The sequence below is a fragment of the Pseudoalteromonas sp. S327 genome (genome assembly GCF_005886415.1).
Taxonomy (GTDB): Bacteria; Pseudomonadota; Gammaproteobacteria; order Enterobacterales; family Alteromonadaceae; genus Pseudoalteromonas; species Pseudoalteromonas atlantica.
The window spans coordinates 1-19,589 of sequence record NZ_PNDP01000017.1 but is presented as its reverse complement, the minus strand read 5'-3'; the positions used below and the strand labels follow the sequence as shown (position 1 = coordinate 19,589).

The 19,589-nt window shown below is 36.3% G+C and carries 16 protein-coding genes and 1 pseudogene; 14 read left to right on the top strand and 3 right to left on the bottom strand.

Annotation, left to right across the window (positions count from 1 at the left end):
* Positions 1-201: 201 nt before the first annotated feature.
* Both CWB60_RS07155 and CWB60_RS07150 read right to left on the bottom strand, forming a co-directional pair.
* Positions 202-381 (bottom strand): annotated as a pseudogene (locus CWB60_RS07155) (YjbQ family protein); the annotation flags it as partial.
* Between the two features lie 135 nt (positions 382-516).
* On the bottom strand, positions 517-1,866 hold the full coding sequence (locus CWB60_RS07150) for an MFS transporter (protein WP_138579395.1): 1,350 nt from the start codon (positions 1,864-1,866) through the stop codon (positions 517-519).
* Between the two features lie 230 nt (positions 1,867-2,096).
* Between CWB60_RS07150 and CWB60_RS07145 the strand changes: the two genes are divergently transcribed.
* From CWB60_RS07145 to CWB60_RS07110, 8 genes are all read left to right on the top strand, one after another.
* Complete coding sequence (locus CWB60_RS07145) at positions 2,097-4,361, top strand: nSTAND3 domain-containing NTPase (protein ID WP_138579393.1); 2,265 nt, start codon at positions 2,097-2,099, stop codon at positions 4,359-4,361.
* 509 nt (positions 4,362-4,870) lie between these two features.
* Positions 4,871-7,408, top strand: a complete 2,538-nt coding sequence (locus CWB60_RS07140) for an AAA family ATPase (protein WP_212746871.1) — start codon at positions 4,871-4,873, stop codon at positions 7,406-7,408.
* Between the two features lie 223 nt (positions 7,409-7,631).
* Positions 7,632-8,471, top strand: coding sequence for a hypothetical protein (locus tag CWB60_RS07135; protein WP_138579389.1), 840 nt, complete (start codon positions 7,632-7,634; stop codon positions 8,469-8,471).
* 232 nt (positions 8,472-8,703) lie between these two features.
* The gene (locus CWB60_RS07130) at positions 8,704-9,423 is read left to right on the top strand and encodes a hypothetical protein (RefSeq protein ID WP_138579387.1); all 720 of its coding nucleotides are present in this window, start codon (positions 8,704-8,706) and stop codon (positions 9,421-9,423) included.
* Between the two features lie 10 nt (positions 9,424-9,433).
* On the top strand, positions 9,434-10,729 hold the full coding sequence (locus tag CWB60_RS07125) for an SPL family radical SAM protein (protein ID WP_138579385.1): 1,296 nt from the start codon (positions 9,434-9,436) through the stop codon (positions 10,727-10,729).
* Positions 10,730-10,753: 24 nt separating this feature from the next.
* Positions 10,754-11,029 carry a hypothetical protein gene (locus CWB60_RS07120; RefSeq protein ID WP_138579383.1) on the top strand — a complete coding sequence of 92 codons (276 nt, stop codon included), beginning with the start codon at positions 10,754-10,756 and terminating at the stop codon, positions 11,027-11,029.
* Between the two features lie 29 nt (positions 11,030-11,058).
* Positions 11,059-11,367, top strand: coding sequence for a hypothetical protein (locus CWB60_RS07115; RefSeq protein WP_138579381.1), 309 nt, complete (start codon positions 11,059-11,061; stop codon positions 11,365-11,367).
* 2 nt (positions 11,368-11,369) lie between these two features.
* Positions 11,370-11,873: a hypothetical protein gene (locus CWB60_RS07110; RefSeq protein WP_138579379.1), complete on the top strand. Its 504-nt coding sequence runs from the start codon at positions 11,370-11,372 to the stop codon at positions 11,871-11,873.
* A gap of 23 nt (positions 11,874-11,896) precedes the next feature.
* Here the strand turns inward: CWB60_RS07110 and CWB60_RS07105 are convergent, their stop codons facing one another.
* On the bottom strand, positions 11,897-12,286 hold the full coding sequence (locus tag CWB60_RS07105) for a transposase (protein ID WP_138579377.1): 390 nt from the start codon (positions 12,284-12,286) through the stop codon (positions 11,897-11,899).
* Here CWB60_RS07105 and CWB60_RS07100 point away from each other — a divergent pair.
* The 6 genes from CWB60_RS07100 (at position 12,268) to CWB60_RS07075 (ending at position 18,909) form a co-directional block, all read left to right on the top strand.
* Positions 12,268-12,588, top strand: coding sequence for a helix-turn-helix domain-containing protein (locus CWB60_RS07100; RefSeq protein WP_138579375.1), 321 nt, complete (start codon positions 12,268-12,270; stop codon positions 12,586-12,588). The genes CWB60_RS07105 and CWB60_RS07100 overlap by 19 nt on opposite strands.
* Complete coding sequence (locus CWB60_RS07095) at positions 12,563-13,039, top strand: secondary thiamine-phosphate synthase enzyme YjbQ (RefSeq protein ID WP_249318362.1); 477 nt, start codon at positions 12,563-12,565, stop codon at positions 13,037-13,039. The genes CWB60_RS07100 and CWB60_RS07095 overlap by 26 nt, the downstream gene beginning before the upstream one ends.
* 63 nt (positions 13,040-13,102) lie before the next feature.
* Positions 13,103-14,206, top strand: a complete 1,104-nt coding sequence (locus CWB60_RS07090) for an ABC-three component system protein (protein ID WP_138579373.1) — start codon at positions 13,103-13,105, stop codon at positions 14,204-14,206.
* Positions 14,203-14,697: an ABC-three component system middle component 2 gene (locus CWB60_RS07085; RefSeq protein WP_138579371.1), complete on the top strand. Its 495-nt coding sequence runs from the start codon at positions 14,203-14,205 to the stop codon at positions 14,695-14,697. The genes CWB60_RS07090 and CWB60_RS07085 overlap by 4 nt, the downstream gene beginning before the upstream one ends.
* Before the next feature lies 1 nt (position 14,698).
* Entirely contained in the window at positions 14,699-16,543 is a 1,845-nt protein-coding gene (locus CWB60_RS07080; protein WP_171036127.1) for an AAA family ATPase, read from the top strand.
* A gap of 548 nt (positions 16,544-17,091) precedes the next feature.
* A complete protein-coding gene (locus CWB60_RS07075; protein ID WP_171036126.1) occupies positions 17,092-18,909 on the top strand; it encodes a hypothetical protein in 1,818 nt (605 codons plus the stop codon).
* Positions 18,910-19,589: the final 680 nt, after the last annotated feature.

Sequence of the window (19,589 nt, the reverse complement as noted above, 5' to 3'; positions counted from 1 at the left end):
AGCCTCGTGTGCCGCTCCAATCTCTATATATTCCACAAAAATAAACACCTCTAAAACAATATTTTGATCTGATTTATACCTACAAAAATTATTTATAAATATTATACGCACGAGTGGCCGCATGCCGCCGCGCGATATAAAGGGTTTTAAATAATGCGAAGTCACGAGGGTAAAAGCTAGGGAGGGGAGGTTAATACAAGGTTAAAAGGTTTCGCCTTGCAAGGTCGCTATAATACGTCTTGCACCGCCAGCGTCGCGATGCTCGCCTAAGTAAATACCTTGCCATGTACCTAGCGCTAAGCGCCCATTGCTTATAGGAATACTTAATTCACACCCTAACGTACTGGTTTTTATATGGGCTGGCATATCATCGGTACTCTGTAGTTAAAGAAAAATGGACTCTTTAAATCCTTATATCATTTGAGAACTATGGTTTCTTATATAGTCCATTTAAACGATATTAAATGGACTATAAAGTTTTTAATGTTAAATATCGCAAGGTGAAAGCAGAGGGTATCACTCAATAGGGGGTTGCGCTTTATCGTGATTTTTTTTATGTATTAGAGCTCCCTTAAGTACGTTACTTGCTACAATTTTACATTTATTGAGTAATCTTGCTAGCAAAGCAAAAATAAGCCAAATGAGTTTAAATGGGGCTAGAAAAGCTGTAATAGATCTGCGCTTGTCGTAACTTTCACGTTTATCAAAGCCAAATAGCTTTGTTGTTGAATTTGCAATTTTAAGACCTACAACTACTGAAAACAATATAAAAAACAGCCATCTATAGCTATAATCAACTTTTACTGTCTTTAGTTGCTCAGATCGTTTTTGCATTTGCTTCTTGTTCATTAGTAGCATAGGTACAATACATTCATTAGCAATGGCAAGTGGTCTAGTTATAACATCTACATTTTTTCCATTTAACTCAGATCTTGCATTACAATAAATTGCGGGAGTTGTTTGGCAAATGTGAGACTCTTTCACATATTGTTGAGAATTTTTTGAAATATAAGTCACAGGGCACATTACATCATTATAAGCCATTAGTTCACTTCTAATCTGGTCAGTCACATGAGTATCGATCGCAGACCATTTGGGGGAATAGTAGTCTTTTACAGTATCCGCCCCCAAGGAAATATACACCTTATGATGATAAGCCATGTTTTCATTTATGATAGGTTGAATGTAAGAAGCCCAATCGCAAGATACTAAATCCATCTTATTTTTACGACATAAGGTATCGTAATCTTTTACTTGTTCAAGCAAATACGAATGGGCTCTTTTAGATAACAGATCTTTTTCTGAGTAATCAGACTTTGAACCCGAAACATTCAACTCATAAACAAAGAAAACGGCTGTTAGCAGTGCAAATAGATACCATAGATGATCAAACGCTTGTCTAAATCGTTCTTGCAACCCTATTAAATCTACAATTATTAGTGCTAAGCTCCATCCAACTAAAACCCCCATACCTAACAATGGAATGTACCCTATAGTACTGCCCAGCCTTCCAGCTTCGCTAATTCCGTAAGAGTCTGGTAAATAGTTTATATTTGGAATGAATCCAAGGATTGATAAGAATCCTGGACTAAACATAAGAAGTAACACTGCAACTACTCCTTTTGTTCTAGCAATTACGTATCCACATATTGGAAGTAAAAAGCAAAGTACGAGTGATATCAAAATAAGTGCACTAAGAGGAACTAGAGCCGCCTCTGAAGGAGACCAATAACTCCCGTTTCTAAAACCAGCTTCATTTATAGTAATGAAATTACTACTGTTTAGCCCTAGTCCATCTAAAATTTGCTGTAAGTTATAAGCTGCACCATACAAAAACAATGCATATGGTATTAGAAATGTTGACATTCTTCACCAAGTTGACTGTATAAACATACAGCTTATTGTTTAGGTTAACTTAATGCAACTAATAATTAGCTATCCGAACTTTTAAAGTGTCCATTGCCATTGCATGAATTAGAATTTTTTTATAAGGATCTTGGAATTTTAATTAGCAAAAAAGAAAGACACCTGATTTTATCTGTTACACTCATTTTTAATAGAGTAGCAGTAATAATAATTAATAAAGTTAGATATCTATGACAGCACAATCCAACAACATCGTTGATTTTCAACTCCATACATTAGGCTGGAAAGCATTCCAAGATCTTTCGGTTACCATAATGACGGATATTTTTGGGCACGATGTACAGTCTTTTTTCGATTCACATGATGGTGGTAGAGATGGTGCATATCATGGTGTCTGGATAGATAAACCGAACAAATCTAAATCAGGTTCATTTACTGCCCAATGTAAGTTCACCTCTGATTACAAAGCAGGAATAAAAGCTTCTGATTTAAAAGATGATATAGAAAAAGCAAAAAGGTTGGCTGCAAAAGGTCTTGCTAAGTATTATGTGTTATTCACAAATGCTCAGTTAACGGGATATCAAGATGAGTCTCTACGTGCAGTTTTTGAAGGTATCGATGGAATAGAGTATTTCGCTGCATATGGAAAGGAACGAATCTCTCAGCTTATAGTTGAGTCACCACGACTAAGGATGCTTGTGCCAAGAGTTTATGGATTAGGCGATTTAAGCCAAATTCTTGATGAGCGAGCAGGAGAGCAAGCAAATGCAATTTTGAATTCGCTAGGTGATGATATTTCAAAGTTTGTATTAACCGATGCCTTTAATAGAAGCGCTAAGGCTCTAGTTGAGCATAGCTTTGTATTGTTGTTAGGTGAACCAGCATGTGGAAAATCAACCATTGCTGCATCTTTGGCATTAGGCGCGCTAGATGAATGGGGGTGTAATACTTTTAAATTATGTTCAAGTGATGAATTTTTACGTCATTGGAACCCAAATGAGCCGAAAAGGTTATTTTGGATAGATGATGCTTTTGGTGCTACACAAGTTGATTGGAGCGCTACATTTGCATGGACAAGAACTTTTCCACATATAAGTACTGCTATTAAAAACGGCGCTAAAGTTATATTTACATCACGAGATTACATATATCAAAGTGCAAAAGGTGCTTTGAAAGAAAGCTCTTTGCCTGTAATGAAAGCTTCTCAGGTCGTTATTAATGTTCAAGATATATCTCAACATGAAAGAGAGCAGATATTATACAACCACATTAAGTTAGGAAATCAACCTCAGAGTTTTAAAAAAGAAGTTAAGCCCTTTTTGAAAGATATTGCCAACAATGAGAAATTCACTCCAGAGATAGCAAGAAGGCTTGGAGATAAGTTTTTCACGAAAGATCTTAGAGTTAGTAAATCAACATTGGTTAACTTTGTTGAAAGTCCTGTTGAGTTTCTTATAGATGTTTTATCAACTCTAGATAAACAAAATATCTCAGCTCTTGCGGCCATTTTTATGAGGGCTGGAGCATTGGCAAGTCCTATTGAATTAGCTGAAAGTGAATTGAATGCATTAAAACTACTTGGGGGAACACTTGATGGGGTAATTACCTCTCTCAAGTTTTTAGAAGGCAGTTTAACTTCCCTAAGCTTTGAAGAAGGGCAGTATGTCTGGAGATATAAACACCCAACTATTAGAGATGCTTTTGCTCAATATGTAGCTGACGATGTAGAATTACTAGAAATCTACTTAGGTGGTGCACCTTTAGAAATGTTATTTCAAGAAGTTGCATGCATAGATATTGAAATGGATGGCGTAAAAGTAATTGTTCCTGAATCTCACTATTTCTTTGTCATAAATCGCATGAAATCCTTCGAAATTGATATTTGGTATAACAAAAGAGCTGTTAGGCACTTTTTAGCGAAAAGGTGCAATCATAGGTTCCTATCTGTTTATTTAAAGGAGAACCCAGATTTCCTAGAAAGTCTAAAGATTGATCATTCAGTGTGGTTAGATCCAAATTTGGAAGTAATTTCTAAACTCTTTAATGTAGGCTTACTTCCTGAAGAAAGAAGAATTGTAGTAGCACAGTCATTGCATAAACTTGCAATTGAAGAATATGACACACAATTTGCAAAAGATGATGTCAAAATCTTACTATCTGAATCTGAATTATCATCTATTCAAATAAATATAAAAGAAAAAGTTATAAATAATATAGAGTGTATTATCGATGATTTATCTTCTGATTATGATGAAGAATCAGATCCTGAGGAATATTTTTCTGATTTGGATTACGCAATTAACGATTATGAAGAAATTTTTTCAGGCGATGATGAGATTTGTACGCAGTTAGCTGTTGCAAAGAGTTGGATAAAAGATGAAATAAAAGAGATGGCCACAAAGTGGGCTTATGATCCGAATGATGTATTTGAAAGAGAGCACCTTTCAATTTCAACTCATAATGAACGTTCAATATTTGATGATGTTGATAATTGAATCTAATTTTACTAACTTAGAGAAAATATTAAATGTTTGCGTCACCAATATTGGCTAAGTCATTAAATAATAAAGTTTATGCTAATCCTATCTCGTTCAGCGATAAAAGTAACATTTCTGGGCTATCAAAAAATGAATTATTTTGAATATCTCAAAACCTCCAGAGTATGTTGATAAAAGCCATCCATTCGATACAACATCTCCGATATAACACTCGAAGTAACAATTAGCTATTTTTAGTGGTAGCATCAGTTATCAACAAGTTGCACTGTGCCACTAAAATGAGTTACCACTTAAATAATTTTCTAAGAAAACAAGTATCTAGTGATGATCCTTCTTATCTATTTCTCTTATATTTAGTTAAGAGCCGAAAAGACAAGAGGTTGACTAAATCTGTATTCGCGGAGTTAGGAGAGCTGGGGAGGTTGAAGCGACGAGTAGTAAAGTATGCAAATCACTTCAGGAGCCTAGTTGACCCAAATGCAGAAATAACGCGTGATAGCTCGTCTATGGTCCTCAGTGCACTTAAGTCCATTCAAGTGAAAAACTTTAGAGGCTTTTCTTCACTTAATGAAAATGACGAAGGCACATTTATTCCGTTTACCAAGGGAGTTAATGTGTTTTTTGCGCCAAATGGTGGAGGTAAAACCTCACTATGTGAGGCTATTGAATACAGCCTTACAAATGACGTTAAAGAGGCTAACCGTCGGAATACTCCTATTAAGAATTATATAAAAAATGGAGGAGTTCATAAAATAAAGTGCATTCTAGCCTGTGGTGCAGAGGCTCCTGTCTCTCCATATTGGAATAGCTGTTTTATCGATAGGAATAGGCTTCATGAGTTTTCTTTACTCGGTTCAAAAGATACTAATGTAAAACAGTCCGATGTTCTCGCCACTCTCTTTGAATTAGAAGAAATTGACGAAATTATCAATGCCATGGTTAAGCCAGCATCGTTTAAAGCAAATGACTTTATCAAAAAGTCGGGGGATGTGAGCTATAGAGAAGCAGTTCAAAAACTGAGAGATAAAAAATGTATACGACGTGATGAAATAGATAACATTGAAAAGAAGAAATCTGAACTAGCTGAATTATTTGAATTAAAAACATTTGATGACGTAAACATCGAGGCGAGAAAAAGTTATTACACAAAGTTGAAAGCACATTTGGTGGCTTCTACACAACGATTTGAAGTTGCAAGTGATGAATTAGATATTTATGGTTTAACTAAGTATTTAAATGCACTTAAACGTTTGAATGATAAACTTGAAGAGAAAAAAGCTACGCTTAGAGCAGATTCAAGTAAGCTGAATTACCGAAAGCTATACAAGGCTATCCAAAATTTCGATGACATTTCAACACTCGAACAATGTCCAGCGTGTGAAACTCCAATAAGTGATGTTTGCAAACATCCGCGTGATGTTGTCAAAGATGAACTACCGAAGCTTGAGCATTTAAATAAGTTAACTATTGCTTGTGAAAAAATTGAAGAACGAATTAAGTTTCGAGTAGATATCTCTTCAAGCTATATTAACAAATATCTGAACGAGCATCGAGACTCGCTCAGCCAAGAGATCGTCTCTGTTCTCAACGCGATTTTGAACTCTGATAAAACTGATGTATTAGAGTATTCAACTTGCCTTAGCGCACTAGTTCCTTATGAGAAAGAACTAGAGCAGTTAAATGACTTTCTAAAAGCAAAGAATGAGAGAGTAGCTAAACAATCTAGCCGCTTAACTTCGTTGAACTCAAAGATTGATGAAATTGAAGAAAAGATTCGTGCGTGCGTGGCACTAGAAACTGACATTAATGCGAGAAAAAGAAAGTTATCGGAGTTAAATGATGATGTTATTCGAATATTGGCTGACATTAATAGAAGCAATATCCAGAGAAAAAATGATAATGAATTTAATAACTTTGCGAAGGCACTTGAAGAGAGCTACAAGAAGCTTTATGAAGAGCTCACTTTATATAAACAGGAAGTAGAGTTAGAGAACATTAGTGGTATTGAACAATCTACCTTGCAGTATTACAACCAGATAAACAAGCATGATGCGCCAAGTGATGTTGTATCAGAGATTAAATTTAAACAAACCAACGGTACCTATCGGATTATTCTCAAAATGCAAGATGAAGAAGGTGATGCATTTTGTGTGCTCAGTGAAGGGCACCTCAGAGCATTGGGTCTTGCCTTACTGCTTGCAGTTGCCAAGAAAAATAGACATCCAATCATAATATTTGACGATGTAGTGAATGCAATTGATACAGAGCATAGGTCAAACATTATTGATATGTTCAGTGAAGATAGCTATTTGAGAAATATACAAAGAATTATTACAACACACGACAGGATGTTTTGGGAGAAATTATCAAACAAAAATAAAAAAGCAACAGATGCAGACACATTCTCTAGTAATGTATTAAAGTCCACGAATAAAGGCATAGTGATACAGAATTATGGTGTCAGTTATTCTCATAAAATAAAAGAGGCACTAGACGTATATGACGTTAGACAAGCTCTAGTTTATTCAAGAATTTGGTTTGAAACAATGGTCAATGAATATTGTGTAAACAACTCTATTCAGATCACATCTCAGTTTACTAGCAGACAGTTGAAGAAAGATAACTGGTTGGAAATCAGTTTAGAGGCAACCTATAAAGAAGTAGGTGAATCACTGGGTGACAGTACAGCAACATTTGACTTTTTGAAAAATGATTTACTTAACTGGAGTGGACAAAACCAAGAGCATCATGCTTTTGACGAATATAACTATAACTTTTCGCATGCCACTACTAGTTTAGAAGTTCAAAACATTTACGAGAAACTGTGGGTATTCGAAGCACAATTGAATCCAACTTTCACGGTTGAAAAATTGAACTATGAAAAAGCTCAGAGGGAAAGTGTAAAACAAAAACTGACGAATCAGTTGAGTAATCCGAATTTCATTGGTAAAGCTCCAGTCAAAGTGGTTCAAGCTCACCGTGATAAATTAGCTGAAGTAAACGCCGATATCAGCTTGTTGGAGCGAATTTTAGAACAAGTTTAAAACACTGAGTCTTAGTCTGAATTAATCTTAACTAGATCTGTAAGGTCTGATTAATAGGACTTAATAAAAGCTGACAGTCGTATAAGTGGAAAGGACATTTATTCTTCCACCAAAATCACTGTGTATACATCCATAACCGTTGAGTTTTTCCCATAGTTAGAAAATGACCCAGTCGCTTGATATTAAATTATAATGTGTCTGTGTAACTCGGAAGGAAGTTTAATTGAATCTAAAGATAAAGTATCAGTTGCTGCCAAAATTAGTGGATAAGTACATCGAATTAAGAAATCGATGTATAGAAAAAAAGCTACGCCGACGAGGTGTCACTTCAATTTTAGTAGATAATACTGTCTTATTTCATGGTGTGACACATGAAACAGCATGGATTCCTACTGGAAAAAAGAAGTGGGGTGAGACCGAAGTGGAAACTGGCTACCTTTCTCGAATTCCAGTGCATGAAAAGGGTTGTGAAGAGCGGGACTACGCTTCAATAGAATACTTGCCAAGTATTATCGACTTGGCGAAACGAGGAATGCTTGAGTTGTGCCTTTCCGATGAACTCAATGACGAGCAGTGGACGCAACCTATGGGAAGATTTAGAGGTTATGGTGCGTTTGATGGCTCGCTATTTAGAGGAGTCAATATGCGGATTTTCCATGATCGTGATTATACATTTGTTATCGGATCGGGCTCGAGAAGCTTCGAAGATCAAAGGATAGATAGGTTAGCATCAAAATCTGATCCTCTTTATCATGAGCTTGTTCGTGTTCTAGGTAGAAAAAATTCGCAGGATATTTGGCATATTCTTACTGCTGAAAGGAATAGCTGTTACTGTTTCTTAACAATGGACTTCAAGCTAATAAAAAATATAGAAGCTCAGAAGAATAACCCAGTGGTTAAGTCCTTAAAAACTAGGGTGTTAACACCAGAGAAGTTTGGTTTAGAGCTCAGTTTGCCTCCAATTTCTCCTAGGTTTTATTCATACCATCACGCTGATTTTCCAGTAAATACAAAATTCAATTGGCATAATTCCAAACGGCAGAAACCGAAAAAGAACACATAACAAATTGCTTAATAATGAGCGCTACATTTAGTTTAGTTTGGTGGGTATTAGAGATTACGATTACTTTGTTTGGTTGTAATTGCAGTGCTCAATAATTATTAACAGTGGGAAGGTGTAACCCTTTGCTTTAAATATACTATGTACATTTCTATTAAGTGCATGCTCTAATTATTATATGGACTATAGGTATTATGTTTTATAGTGTCTATAAAGATAAAAAATGAGGTAGGTTATGGAAATCAAAAGATGGGAAGTCTTTAAAAGTTTTTTTCAGATTACTATTCTTAAATATTTAGTTATGTGGTTTTCTTTGGTTCCTGTAGTGGCTGGTATTGTTACTCAACTACCGGATCCATTGCCTGTTAATATTGCAGGAACTACTCATGATATCTCACTTACACTTCCATTTTATTGGCAAGTACTTTGGCTCTCTTCACTTTCATTTGTAGGCGCGCTGGGGTTATATAAAACCTTTTGCCCAGATTTTATTCACAAATATAATAAGTATGCTGATTATACATCCTATCAGCATGACCCTAGGTGGTTAGTTTGGGAAGCCCATACTCTATTTAAGTTTATAGACCAGGAGCAACGAAACAAGCTGCTCAAAAGACTTAAAACTAAGAACTATTTAACTATATCAAAAGAAAAATTAGCTGGTAATCAGGAGTTTTCTACTCCAAGCGTTTGCGAAAATCAAACTATTATGAAAATAAAGTACGATGGAGAAACCTATGATTTCGGTATGCCGATTCGTGACCATGCTGAAGATACTGAAAAAAGTATTTTTTATGAATTTTTTGGTCGATACTCTGCTAGTAGAGGTGGGGTAAGAAAGGTAATTCAAATACTCCTAATAATTTCACTAATTTTGTTCTTATTTGTGCTCTTACAGCACATCTATCATGGTGCTGTTTTTATTTGCAGTTGGGTAAATAGCTTTATATGTTAAGTGAGCTGCTATGGAAAGCTATAAATATTATGCAGGCCTGACTAGCCAAGTAGGGTTTTGTGCTACTCCCTTGCGGCTAGATCCTTTTAATAAATGCCAATATGGTTGTGGATACTGTTATGCATCTACCCGCCAGGGGTACGGTCGTTCTCAAGAATTAAAAATTAGCGCCCCTGAGAGTTTAGCTAAACGCTTGAAGAGAGTGAAAGATGGCAAAGTATCATCGGCGCTAGATGAATTAATTTCTAAGAAAGTACCCTTTCAGTTGGGAGGAATGTCTGATCCATTTATGCGAATGGAGAGTAAATTATCGGTCACCCTGAGGTACTTAAAAATCCTAAAAGAATATAACTATCCTTACATTATTAGTACTAAAAGTGACTTAGTTGCGGAACCAAAGTATTTAGAGTTAATTTCTAACTCAAATTGTTACGTTCGTTTTTCTATTACGGTAATAGACGATAAAAATAGAAAACTTGTCGATAGAGGGTGCCCTTCAGTTGATAAAATATCAGCTGCTGCGAAGGCTCTAGCAGAAAGAGGTATACCTGTATCATTCCGTTTTCAACCGATCATACCTGGATTCGAGTATTGTTTTGATCAACTTTTAGATGTAGCGGTAAATTCGGGTGTGAAGCATATTTCTGCTGAGTATCTTAAAGTTCCCCTTGACGCGAATGTAAAATTCTCACGAGAGCTAAAGAATGTTCTAGGGGGCAACCCTATTAAATTTTATAAGGAGCGTGGCGCTCAGAAATTTGGTAGAGAGTATAACTTACCTCTCAGTTATAGAGCCAGTTATCTGATTAAAATGTCCCGGGAAGCAAGGCAAAACGGGCTAACATTTGGCTTTGCTGATAATGATCTATTAGTTCATTCTGATGGTAAAGCGTGTTGTGGGGCGTCAGATTTATATTTAAAGGATTCCAATTTTTTTGAAGCTAACATCACTTGGCTTGTTAAAAAAAAGACTTATGGAGATAAGATACTTTTCTCTGATTATCTAAAATGCTGGGTTCCGCAAAAGGCTATTTCAACCTATTTAAATTCAAAAGCCCGAATAGATGCAAAGGATTTAGATGGACCAGAGTGGTTGCATTACCTTAAAGCAATGTGGAAGGGTGAACTTGGCATATATAGTCCAAACTATTTTGATGGTATTGAAAATACAGGAGACTTTGATGAAGAAGGTCTCCCAATATATATTAGAACTGCATCTAATTTCGAAAAAATGTATGAGGAAAAAGTTGCCAATAATAAACTTTATTGCCAGGCGACGTTGTCTATCCCAATAGTGAGCGCATGATGCGCAATAAAAGGACTTAAATATATGACTAAGAGAAAATCTACAATTGAAGAGCTATTTGATGCTCTATTCGATATCACTGGCTTTATTTGGCAAGTGGGAGCGGTTGTGACCGTTATCCTAACCCTTGTTTCAATCCGCTCTTTCATTTGGGTCACTGAAGTGAGAACTCAAGACTCAGTGGTTGCAACTGCGATTTTTGAACATTTTAGTTGGGTGTTCTATGCAATACCTATATTGATAGGGTTTATTGCTTGGCTATTTGCTCTCAAAACTTATCAAACTTACCAAAAGCACTAGTAACTTAACAAAAGCTTATAGGGATTAATATGAGGTTGTTTGTAACGGATCATAACGGCATAAAAAGACACTTAAATACCAGCGCTGTTTCTAGACAGGAGCTTGCATCAAAGCTAGGAGGACAAGTTTTTGTAATTGATGGGAATAGTTACCATGTTAGCCAAGTTACTGCTGAAAAGTCTTCGGAAGCGATGGCTGCGTCCGCTGTTATTGGTGGAGCTATGGGTTTAGTAGGTGGTATGCCTGGGGTATTGATCGGTGGTGCTTTAGGTGCTCTGTTTGGCAATGAATCAGAAAAAAAAGAATTGGCTCAAATAGCCGCTTTCAATAGGAGTTGAAAATGAAAAGAGTCGATTTCAACTCCCTGATGGCATTAATCTTTGTGGGTGTATTAGCTGCGTTAGCTTATTTTTTTCAAGATGCTTTAAAAAATAACCTTAGATTTATTTTAGAAGGTGGATTTTTAGAGGTATTTCTAGTTATATCTGTTGCTGTAGTGGTACTTTCACATTCTTTAAAGGTTAATGAACGCGATGAAAACTCTCCTTTAATATTTAAAAGCGGGTTCAAGCCGCTTGACGTATTTCTTACAGTTGGAACTTATGTAGCAATCACTTCTACAGCATGTTCTTTGCTAGAAGGAGCATATATTCAACAGGTTTTTGGCGTTGAATATTTTACTAAGTTTGGAGAGCTAGATATCAACGTATTAATAGGGGTGTCAGCACTGCTAATGTGGTATGTAATTTTTCATATGTATAAAATGCTGAAAGAGCTTTTGTTTATACCTGAAGAGGTTTCTACTTTGTCAGACGGCGCTAGTGAGAAGAGTGCTTTAGATTAGTAGTAAAGATAGGGCACAGAGCGCTAAATTTTGTTTTGCTCTTTAGCAATTATAACCATAGCTTGTAGTAAAACATTTCTCTCTTGCGAGAGTCTTGCTATGTCCGTCTCTAACCTATTTAGAATAAATTTTTCTTTCCTTTTAGCGCTTTGCAACTCCTCATCTTTAAGCCATCTGTGAAGAGTACTAGTAGATATATTATTACTCCTAGCTACTTCTGCTATAGGCTTACCTTGTTTTGAAATCTGACTAATGAGTTTTTTTTTGAAGTCTAGAGGATAATTTTTACCCATAATTAATTGTCGATACAAATTGGACTTAGGATTCCTAAGTATACATGTTAAGATTAAACTTAGAAAATCTAAGTATGTATATTTTTCTTTATGATTAGCTATTGTCTTTTTCCAATCCATTCTCAGATCGTCTTAAGGAAGCTCGAACTAAAACCGGAATATCTCAAAAAGAGTTGGGAATTAAAATCGGTATGGAGCCTAGTTCAGCGAGTGGTCGTATGAACCATTACGAAAAAGGACGGCACTTCCCCGATATCTCGACATTAAAACGTCTGGCAGATGCCCTAGATGTTCCACTTAATTACTTTTTTTGTGAGTCCGATGACATGGCAAAGTTAGTACTGAGTTTTCATTCGTTAACTGAGATCCAGAAGAGAGAGCTTTTGGAAGAACTTAATGGCAGTGGCAAACCTTTGGAATAATTCAATTACGGTATTCAATATGTGGGTTCAAAAAGAAGTTAGACTAAAGCCAAGAAGTAGAGGGTTCCATCTAATTACAGGTGAGATTATTGATCAACTTCCAGAACTTGCCTCATTTGAGGTGGGTATGTGTAATATCTTTTTGCAACATACTTCAGCTTCTTTAACTATCAATGAAAATGCAGATCCAACCGTAAGAGAAGATTTCGAAAACTATTTTTTGCGCAGTGTGCCTGAGAACGAGCCTTACTATAAGCATACGTATGAGGGGAGTGATGATCTTCCTGCTCATTTGAAGAGCAGTATTCTTGGCTGTAGTGTGAATATACCTGTTACAAAGGGTCGTTTAAATATGGGAGTATGGCAGGGGGTTTATCTTGGTGAGCATCGAGAAAATACAGGTGCGCGAACGATAGTTATTACTCTTAGCGGGGTTTCACTTAATTCTTAAAGTTTTTAAAGCAATTACAGAAAAATCGAATCTCACAAAAAGGTTAACAAAAGGAAAAGTTAAATGGCACACCCCAGTTTAAAGGGACTTGAGTTGAGCCCTCCTGATTATGAAGACTCTGGAGGTTTCACCTCTTCGGCTCAGGCAAGAAGCGGAAAATTGATCCCTCCTAGACAGCATTTATTACTTATTTCTGCGGATGACTGGGAAGAGTTTGTGGCAGAGTGGGGGTTGTTTCAAAAAGATAAATATCATCTTGTAACGAAAATGGGTGGAGCGAACGACTTTGGTATAGATGTCGCTTGCTTTAAATCGGATAAAGGGTTTGAAGGCCCTTGGGATAACTTTCAGTGTAAGTATTACAAAGGTGAACCTTTAGCACCGAGTACTGCGATCCCTGAAATAGGAAAGATAATATGGCACATATATTCTAAAAAAATTAGTTGCCCTGAAAATTATTACTTTTTTTCCCCAAAAGATTGCGGTCCATCACTTAAAAAATTACTTCTCGACTCTTCTTTGCTCAAAGAAAAGCTAATTAAGGATTGGAATAGTTCCTGTGCTACATCTATAACCACGAAGAAAGAAATCTCTTTGGAAGGTGACTTTTTATTTTTTGTGAATAATTTCGATTTTAGTATCTTTAAATATAAGCCTGTAGATCAAGTGATTGAAGAGCATAGAGCCACTCCTTATTTCATTACTCGGTTTGGAGGAGGAATGAAAAATAGGCCTCAGGTTGATTCACCTCCTGAAAAGTACGCTGAAGCAGAATCTAAATATATTACACAGCTCTTTGAAGCGTACTCGGATTATCTAAAAATTCCTCCAGAAAAATTTGATGTGAACGTAGAGGAAGCTTTGCTTGGGCATTTTAACCGGCAACGTGAGGCTTTTTATTCAGCTGAATCGTTAAGAACTTTTGCGAGGGACACTGTACTGCCAGGGACATTTACTGCACTTCAAAAAGATATATATCATGGTGTGATAGATATAGCGCAGGATGATTGGGACGATAGTTATAAGCGAGTCAAAGAAACTCTTAGAGAATCGAAGCTTGTACCTATTGAATCGAACGGATTATTTGAAGTGGTGAGAGTAACTGACAGATACGGTATTTGCCATCAGTTAGTAAATGACCAGAAAATGAAATGGGTTAAAAAATGAATAATATTTCACCTGACTTTGTATTCAATAGCCCTTTAGAAACAGGGATACGCTCTTTATCGATTCTAACAGTTGAACCCTCAACTAGATTTGATCTTCAGCAATTAACCGCCTTCGATTATTTGGTTGTTCATTCCGGTGGGCTTAAAGGGGGGCCTGTTAGTTTGCACCCAGATACTCCAAACCAAGCGGGAGAGCTTGTCATTCGGAGGAGCTTAGTGGAGAAGGGTTTACTATTGATGGAATATAAAAATCTAGTTTCAAAACTGAGCTTGGATGATGGTTTTTTTTATGAAGCTACAGAGCTTGCTTGTGTTTTTATTGAGTCACTAACAAATGAATATATTAGGGAGTTGACCTATCGTGCGAGGTGGGTAGTAGAAAAATATGGGCGCGACCAAGCCCTAGAGGATGCTTTTAATTTTTCACTCGAGAATTGGTCAAAACAGTTTCAGTTTGTTGAGTGGCCTTTAAATAAAAGGGAGTTTTAAAGTGGAATTAAGGTTTTTAGCATTTTCTGGTCCCCACAAAGATAAAGCAAAAGTTAGCTTCGGAGCGGGACTAAATATAATTTATGGTCCATCCAACACCGGAAAGTCATCAATAGTGGACGCAATTGATTTTATGTTTGGACGCGAACGCTCATTAGATGAGAAAGCGGAGCATGAAGGCTATGATAGGGTCTTATTAGGATTGAATATATCTGATGGGAGAGATTTCACTCTTGTGAGGAGTCTTCTGGGGGATGTTATTGAGTGTTACTCAGGCCTTCATGATGAAAAGCCTAATGACATTAGCCCAGAAATACTTCGACTTAAAAAGGCAACAAAAAAGTACCGAACAATTAGTGAGTTTCTATTTAGTGAATTAAAAATAGGAGCTAAAAAATTAAGGAAAAACGCAAAAAATCACGTCGTTAGTCTTACTTTGAGGAATTCAATTGCTTTAGCACTGGTTGATGAAACTGAAATTCAGAAAAAGGGATCACCATACTTTCACAATGGCTTTACTAAGATCACTGAGGAAGCATCTAGATTAAAGTTCTTTTTAACAGGTGTGGATGATAGCTCTTTGCTTCCAGAAGAAACAGAAAAAAAAGTATTATCTAAAAGTGCAAAAGTTGAAATATTGAGTGAACTAATTAAAGAGACTACGAGCGAAATCGAAGCAAAGTTTTCGTCTCTGCCGACATATAGCGAATTAGTAGAACAAAGCAAAAAATTAAATAATACAATCGAGTTTTCAAGTGATGAAATTGAAAATTTGCAGAAGCAATTTGAAACTCTCAAGGAATCTAAATATTCTATACAGGATCAAAACTACAAAAATGATGAGCGCTTAAACGAAGTCTCGGTAATGTTAAAACGCTTCGAACTTCTAGAAAATAAGTACAGTAGTGACATTGCTCGGCTCGAAAATATAAGTGAAGTGGGGACTCTTTTTGCAGCTCTACCGAAAAGTAAATGTCCGCTCTGTGGCAGTACTCAAGTCGATACCCATTTACATGAGGGGTGTGATGAGGACGTTGAACCTATAATTAAAGCCGCTGCATCGGAACAAAGTAAATTGTTATCTTTAAAATCAGGACTCACACCTACCATTGAGGGGTTGAGGGCTGAGCATATTGCCCTTAGGGAGAAGCGAACGCGTAATATCGAGGAGTTGGATAGTATAGATGCCAGCTTTGTTTATATTAGCCAAGAAATGAGAGCTAGGAAATTTAATTACAATGAGCTGGTCGAAAAGAAAATTGAGGTTAATAATGGTTTGAGACTGTGGGAACAAAAGCATACCCTTCAGACCAAGCTAGATGATTTAACAAATGAAACTGAGAAATTGTACACTCCTTCGGATTCAAAGGCGGAAAATTCGCTTCCAACAAGTGCCTTATATAATCTGTCAAACTCAGTAAAATACTTGTTGAATAGCTGGGATTTCCCTATGTCTAGCGATGTTCATTTTGACAAAGAAATGAAAGATTTTGTTATAAATGGCAAACATAGGAGCAGTAATGGTAAAGGCTTCAGAGCACTTACACATGCAGCTGCTTCCTTGGGGTTAATGAAGTTTCTCGAGGATAATACGCAGCTCCCTCATTTCGGGTTTGTTTTATTGGACTCTCCGCTTCTTGCATACGAAAAGCCAGATGACAATGAAGATGATTTGTCTGGAACAGATGTGAATTTAAAGTTTTTTGATTCTTTATCTAAATGGAAATCTAAGCAAATTATCATTATTGAAAATAAAAAGTCCATGCCTGAGGCATACAAAACTGGTGAGCAAATAACTCAATTCACAGGTAATGATGAAGGACGCTGGGGTTTTTTCCCTAGGTAACTTTTGTTGGGGCAGATATAAGATCAGAGTCTGTATGGTCACGAGGGGTATCCAGTTCGAATTCTATTTTACTAGAGAAATGTAAGGTGTAGTAGCTCATATCTGATCTGACAGGCAGCTATGAGCGAAGAGCGGACCGTCAGTCTTTGTCTTTGCGGTATGCTGTTTCAAGCTCAAAGCTGCCATTGAAGTTAGACCTACTGATGTCGTCTTTGATTCTAAAGCAGAAGAAAACTTTGGCTTAACTAATGAAATAAAATCCGATAAATAGCTCTAAATAAGGCTTCTTATACTATCTCATTTTCAAATTTCAATACTAAAATTTAATCGAAAACTCCGAAAGCGGACATTCGATCGTTAGGCATTATAGGTATGACAATTCAATTTCTATCTCACTTTGGGGCACAAAGCGATTTATGCATATTTTCTATTAACAGAGAGTTAATAGCAGAAGGCAAGACTCCTTAAACACTTTTTTAGTATCGTTATTTTTTGCTGTTGTGATGGTATATTATTTTGGGGAGGAACTAGGCATTGGTGAGAGTGGTGTGATCAATATATTGAAAAATAAAAACATAATTCCATTTAAAAAAGAAGCTTTAGCATTGCTAGAGGAACTGCAATGCAAGATTCATAGTTATGAGAAAGATGGCTATTATGAATGGGTTGATGAATATAAAAGGCGCTACCGTGAAGTTCTAAATTATGTGAATAATGGAGCAATACCTGATTGTGGGTTTTCGGATAACCTCCGATTCTCTGACTTGCCATGCGTACCTGACTTGGTGAGGCGTAGACGATTATATGGTTATGATGATGCCAACTTAAAAAAAGCAGTTCAAAGTGCGGATTATTTTTTGCTTCCAGTGTCTTTCGAAAGCTTAGAAGTCTTTTATGCTATCTGTACTTCTAGCACCCATACATCATGTATTAGAAGCAAAACAGGCTATAATGAACCAGTTAACTTCGCAAGAGCACTACAAGAACCACGTAATAGTGAGTGGTATATATGCTGTCGATTTCAAAACTATGTAATCGAGAGAGGTGATAGCTTAAATTTGCCTTTCAAATTTACTAGAAGTGATGATAGCACCCTGATTATTGGTAAAGATTTTGACTTCAATAAAACTGTTCAAGAGTTTAGCAGAACGATTCTAGATTTGTATAAAGGGGTTTATACATCCATTAATAAAAGCTATAGCAAAAACATCAAGTTAGATGTTTTTGTTCTCGACAACGACATTAATTTTCGTTCTTGCATTGAAAATGCTCTAGATCTACTTAACGGAGTTAGCCTACCAAGGAACAGAGAAATTATCATAAAAGAGGTGCTTGAGGGTTATTCTGATAAAGAGTCGTACATACCAAACTACAGAATCACAATTTCAGATACTCAAGACCTTGTAGAGTGTTATTTAACTTTGCTATTTATCCCCCTTCCATCTTTCGTAGAGATGATTACGCATCGTGCTAAAAGCTTAGAACACTCACTAAAAACGATACCCAAACACCCTACAGAATTCCCTAATATACTGATTGACACCCTGAAAAGTGATTTGCAAATCGTGTGTAATTATCGAAGTGAGTTACGAGGTATATCCGAGGAAGTTGATCTGTCCAAATATGAAAATTATGTAAATGAAGGCTGTATCCCAGGCTACGCTCAATATAACTTTCAAATGAATTGGGAACTTATCCCAAGAAATATTTTTATAGCCGTTTATGAGCTATTTGAAACGTACAATCACCATCAAACACTTGATGACTCTATTGCAAAGTTACCTGCGAAGTTCGACATTGCCGATGAACTACAAGAACACATTTTGAGATCTTTACAGAGTTTTGGAAGAGATACTTCAAATTACTTGAAGGAAAACAACAGTAAAGGCCAGACTTTTAAAAACGAGACACAGATTACCTCGAAGTTGGTGACCTATCTCGATAATCACAAGCAGTATATTGTTCATGGTGAATCAAAAGAAGGGGCTGGGCGCCTAGATATTAAGATTGAGTACAAATATAGTAATAGAAAGCCACTAATGATAGAAGGGAAACTGTTCAAAATTGCGGAGGGGGGAAAGAAGCCAAAGGAATCTAAAATTCATGAAACCTTCAATAGTTCTATTAGGCAAATAGAGCACTATACAGATCATGGTGACTCTGTGGGGATGCTGCTATTTTTTACGCTCGACCTGAATGAAGGGGAGATTGCTCAGATTATTGGAAAGAAATCATCAAGCAATGGGTTCTCAAAAATACCAAAGAGCCTTCAAAAGAATAAAATAAATTACGTAGTGAAGAAGGGAGGCAGAGATTATCCAATTAGATTTATGAAACTAAGCTCAAAGCCCCCCTCAAAAAGGTAGAATTAGATAATTATGAGATAACAATACTTTCATATATCTAGCATCGGCTAAATTTATATAGCTAGGTGATGCGGCTAAGGAATTGCTAGCCAAAACTTTGTAAGTTTCTAGCACACTATGGGGGCGTTAGCGCCTTAGAGTATATATGCTAAATTCATTTAAAACTTAAATCATTCCAATGTCCGCTTTGGGGATTTGAGATCTAAAACCATGTAAAAATTTTAGGCATAATTTCAGTTTTGAATAGATGTAAACTTTCAAGTTAAAAAGTAAGCTTTAGGGTATCTGAACTGCCATATTTAACTTAAAGCTAACTTCCGCTAATGGCTAACAATAGACATTTCAACTTTGATATTTCTATGACTGCTTTGGTAGCATTTGTGACAATAAATATAGATCCAAATACAAATACTGAATGTCCGCTCATGGCACAGACTGTGTAAAAACTAATTTTTAATAAATTGTCTTGGGTATGTTCTTAGTTTAAAACCATCTAGGATGGTTGCGATCGATTTTTTCTCAGTATTGCAATTTTCTCCGCGCGAGCGAAACTGCTATAGCAACGCTACTCTAATCGCTTTACTTAGACCATTAACTCCCATAATTGTGAGCATTCTTCTGAAGTTGTAAGCCAGAACATGAAGACTTATTTCTGTACTCACGCTTTTTAAACCTCGTGT

Bases quoted from the DNA above. Each gene is read 5' to 3' on its own strand.
- CWB60_RS07150 (WP_138579395.1), bottom strand. From the start codon at position 1,866: ATGTCAACATTTCTAATACCATATGCATTGTTTTTGTATGGTGCAGCT.
- CWB60_RS07145 (WP_138579393.1), top strand. From the start codon at position 2,097: ATGACAGCACAATCCAACAACATCGTTGATTTTCAACTCCATACATTA.
- CWB60_RS07140 (WP_212746871.1), top strand. From the start codon at position 4,871: ATGGTCCTCAGTGCACTTAAGTCCATTCAAGTGAAAAACTTTAGAGGC.
- CWB60_RS07130 (WP_138579387.1), top strand. From the start codon at position 8,704: ATGGAAATCAAAAGATGGGAAGTCTTTAAAAGTTTTTTTCAGATTACT.
- CWB60_RS07125 (WP_138579385.1), top strand. From the start codon at position 9,434: ATGGAAAGCTATAAATATTATGCAGGCCTGACTAGCCAAGTAGGGTTT.
- CWB60_RS07120 (WP_138579383.1), top strand. From the start codon at position 10,754: ATGACTAAGAGAAAATCTACAATTGAAGAGCTATTTGATGCTCTATTC.
- CWB60_RS07115 (WP_138579381.1), top strand. From the start codon at position 11,059: ATGAGGTTGTTTGTAACGGATCATAACGGCATAAAAAGACACTTAAAT.
- CWB60_RS07110 (WP_138579379.1), top strand. From the start codon at position 11,370: ATGAAAAGAGTCGATTTCAACTCCCTGATGGCATTAATCTTTGTGGGT.
- CWB60_RS07105 (WP_138579377.1), bottom strand. From the start codon at position 12,286: ATGGATTGGAAAAAGACAATAGCTAATCATAAAGAAAAATATACATAC.
- CWB60_RS07095 (WP_249318362.1), top strand. From the start codon at position 12,563: ATGGCAGTGGCAAACCTTTGGAATAATTCAATTACGGTATTCAATATG.
- CWB60_RS07090 (WP_138579373.1), top strand. From the start codon at position 13,103: ATGGCACACCCCAGTTTAAAGGGACTTGAGTTGAGCCCTCCTGATTAT.
- CWB60_RS07085 (WP_138579371.1), top strand. From the start codon at position 14,203: ATGAATAATATTTCACCTGACTTTGTATTCAATAGCCCTTTAGAAACA.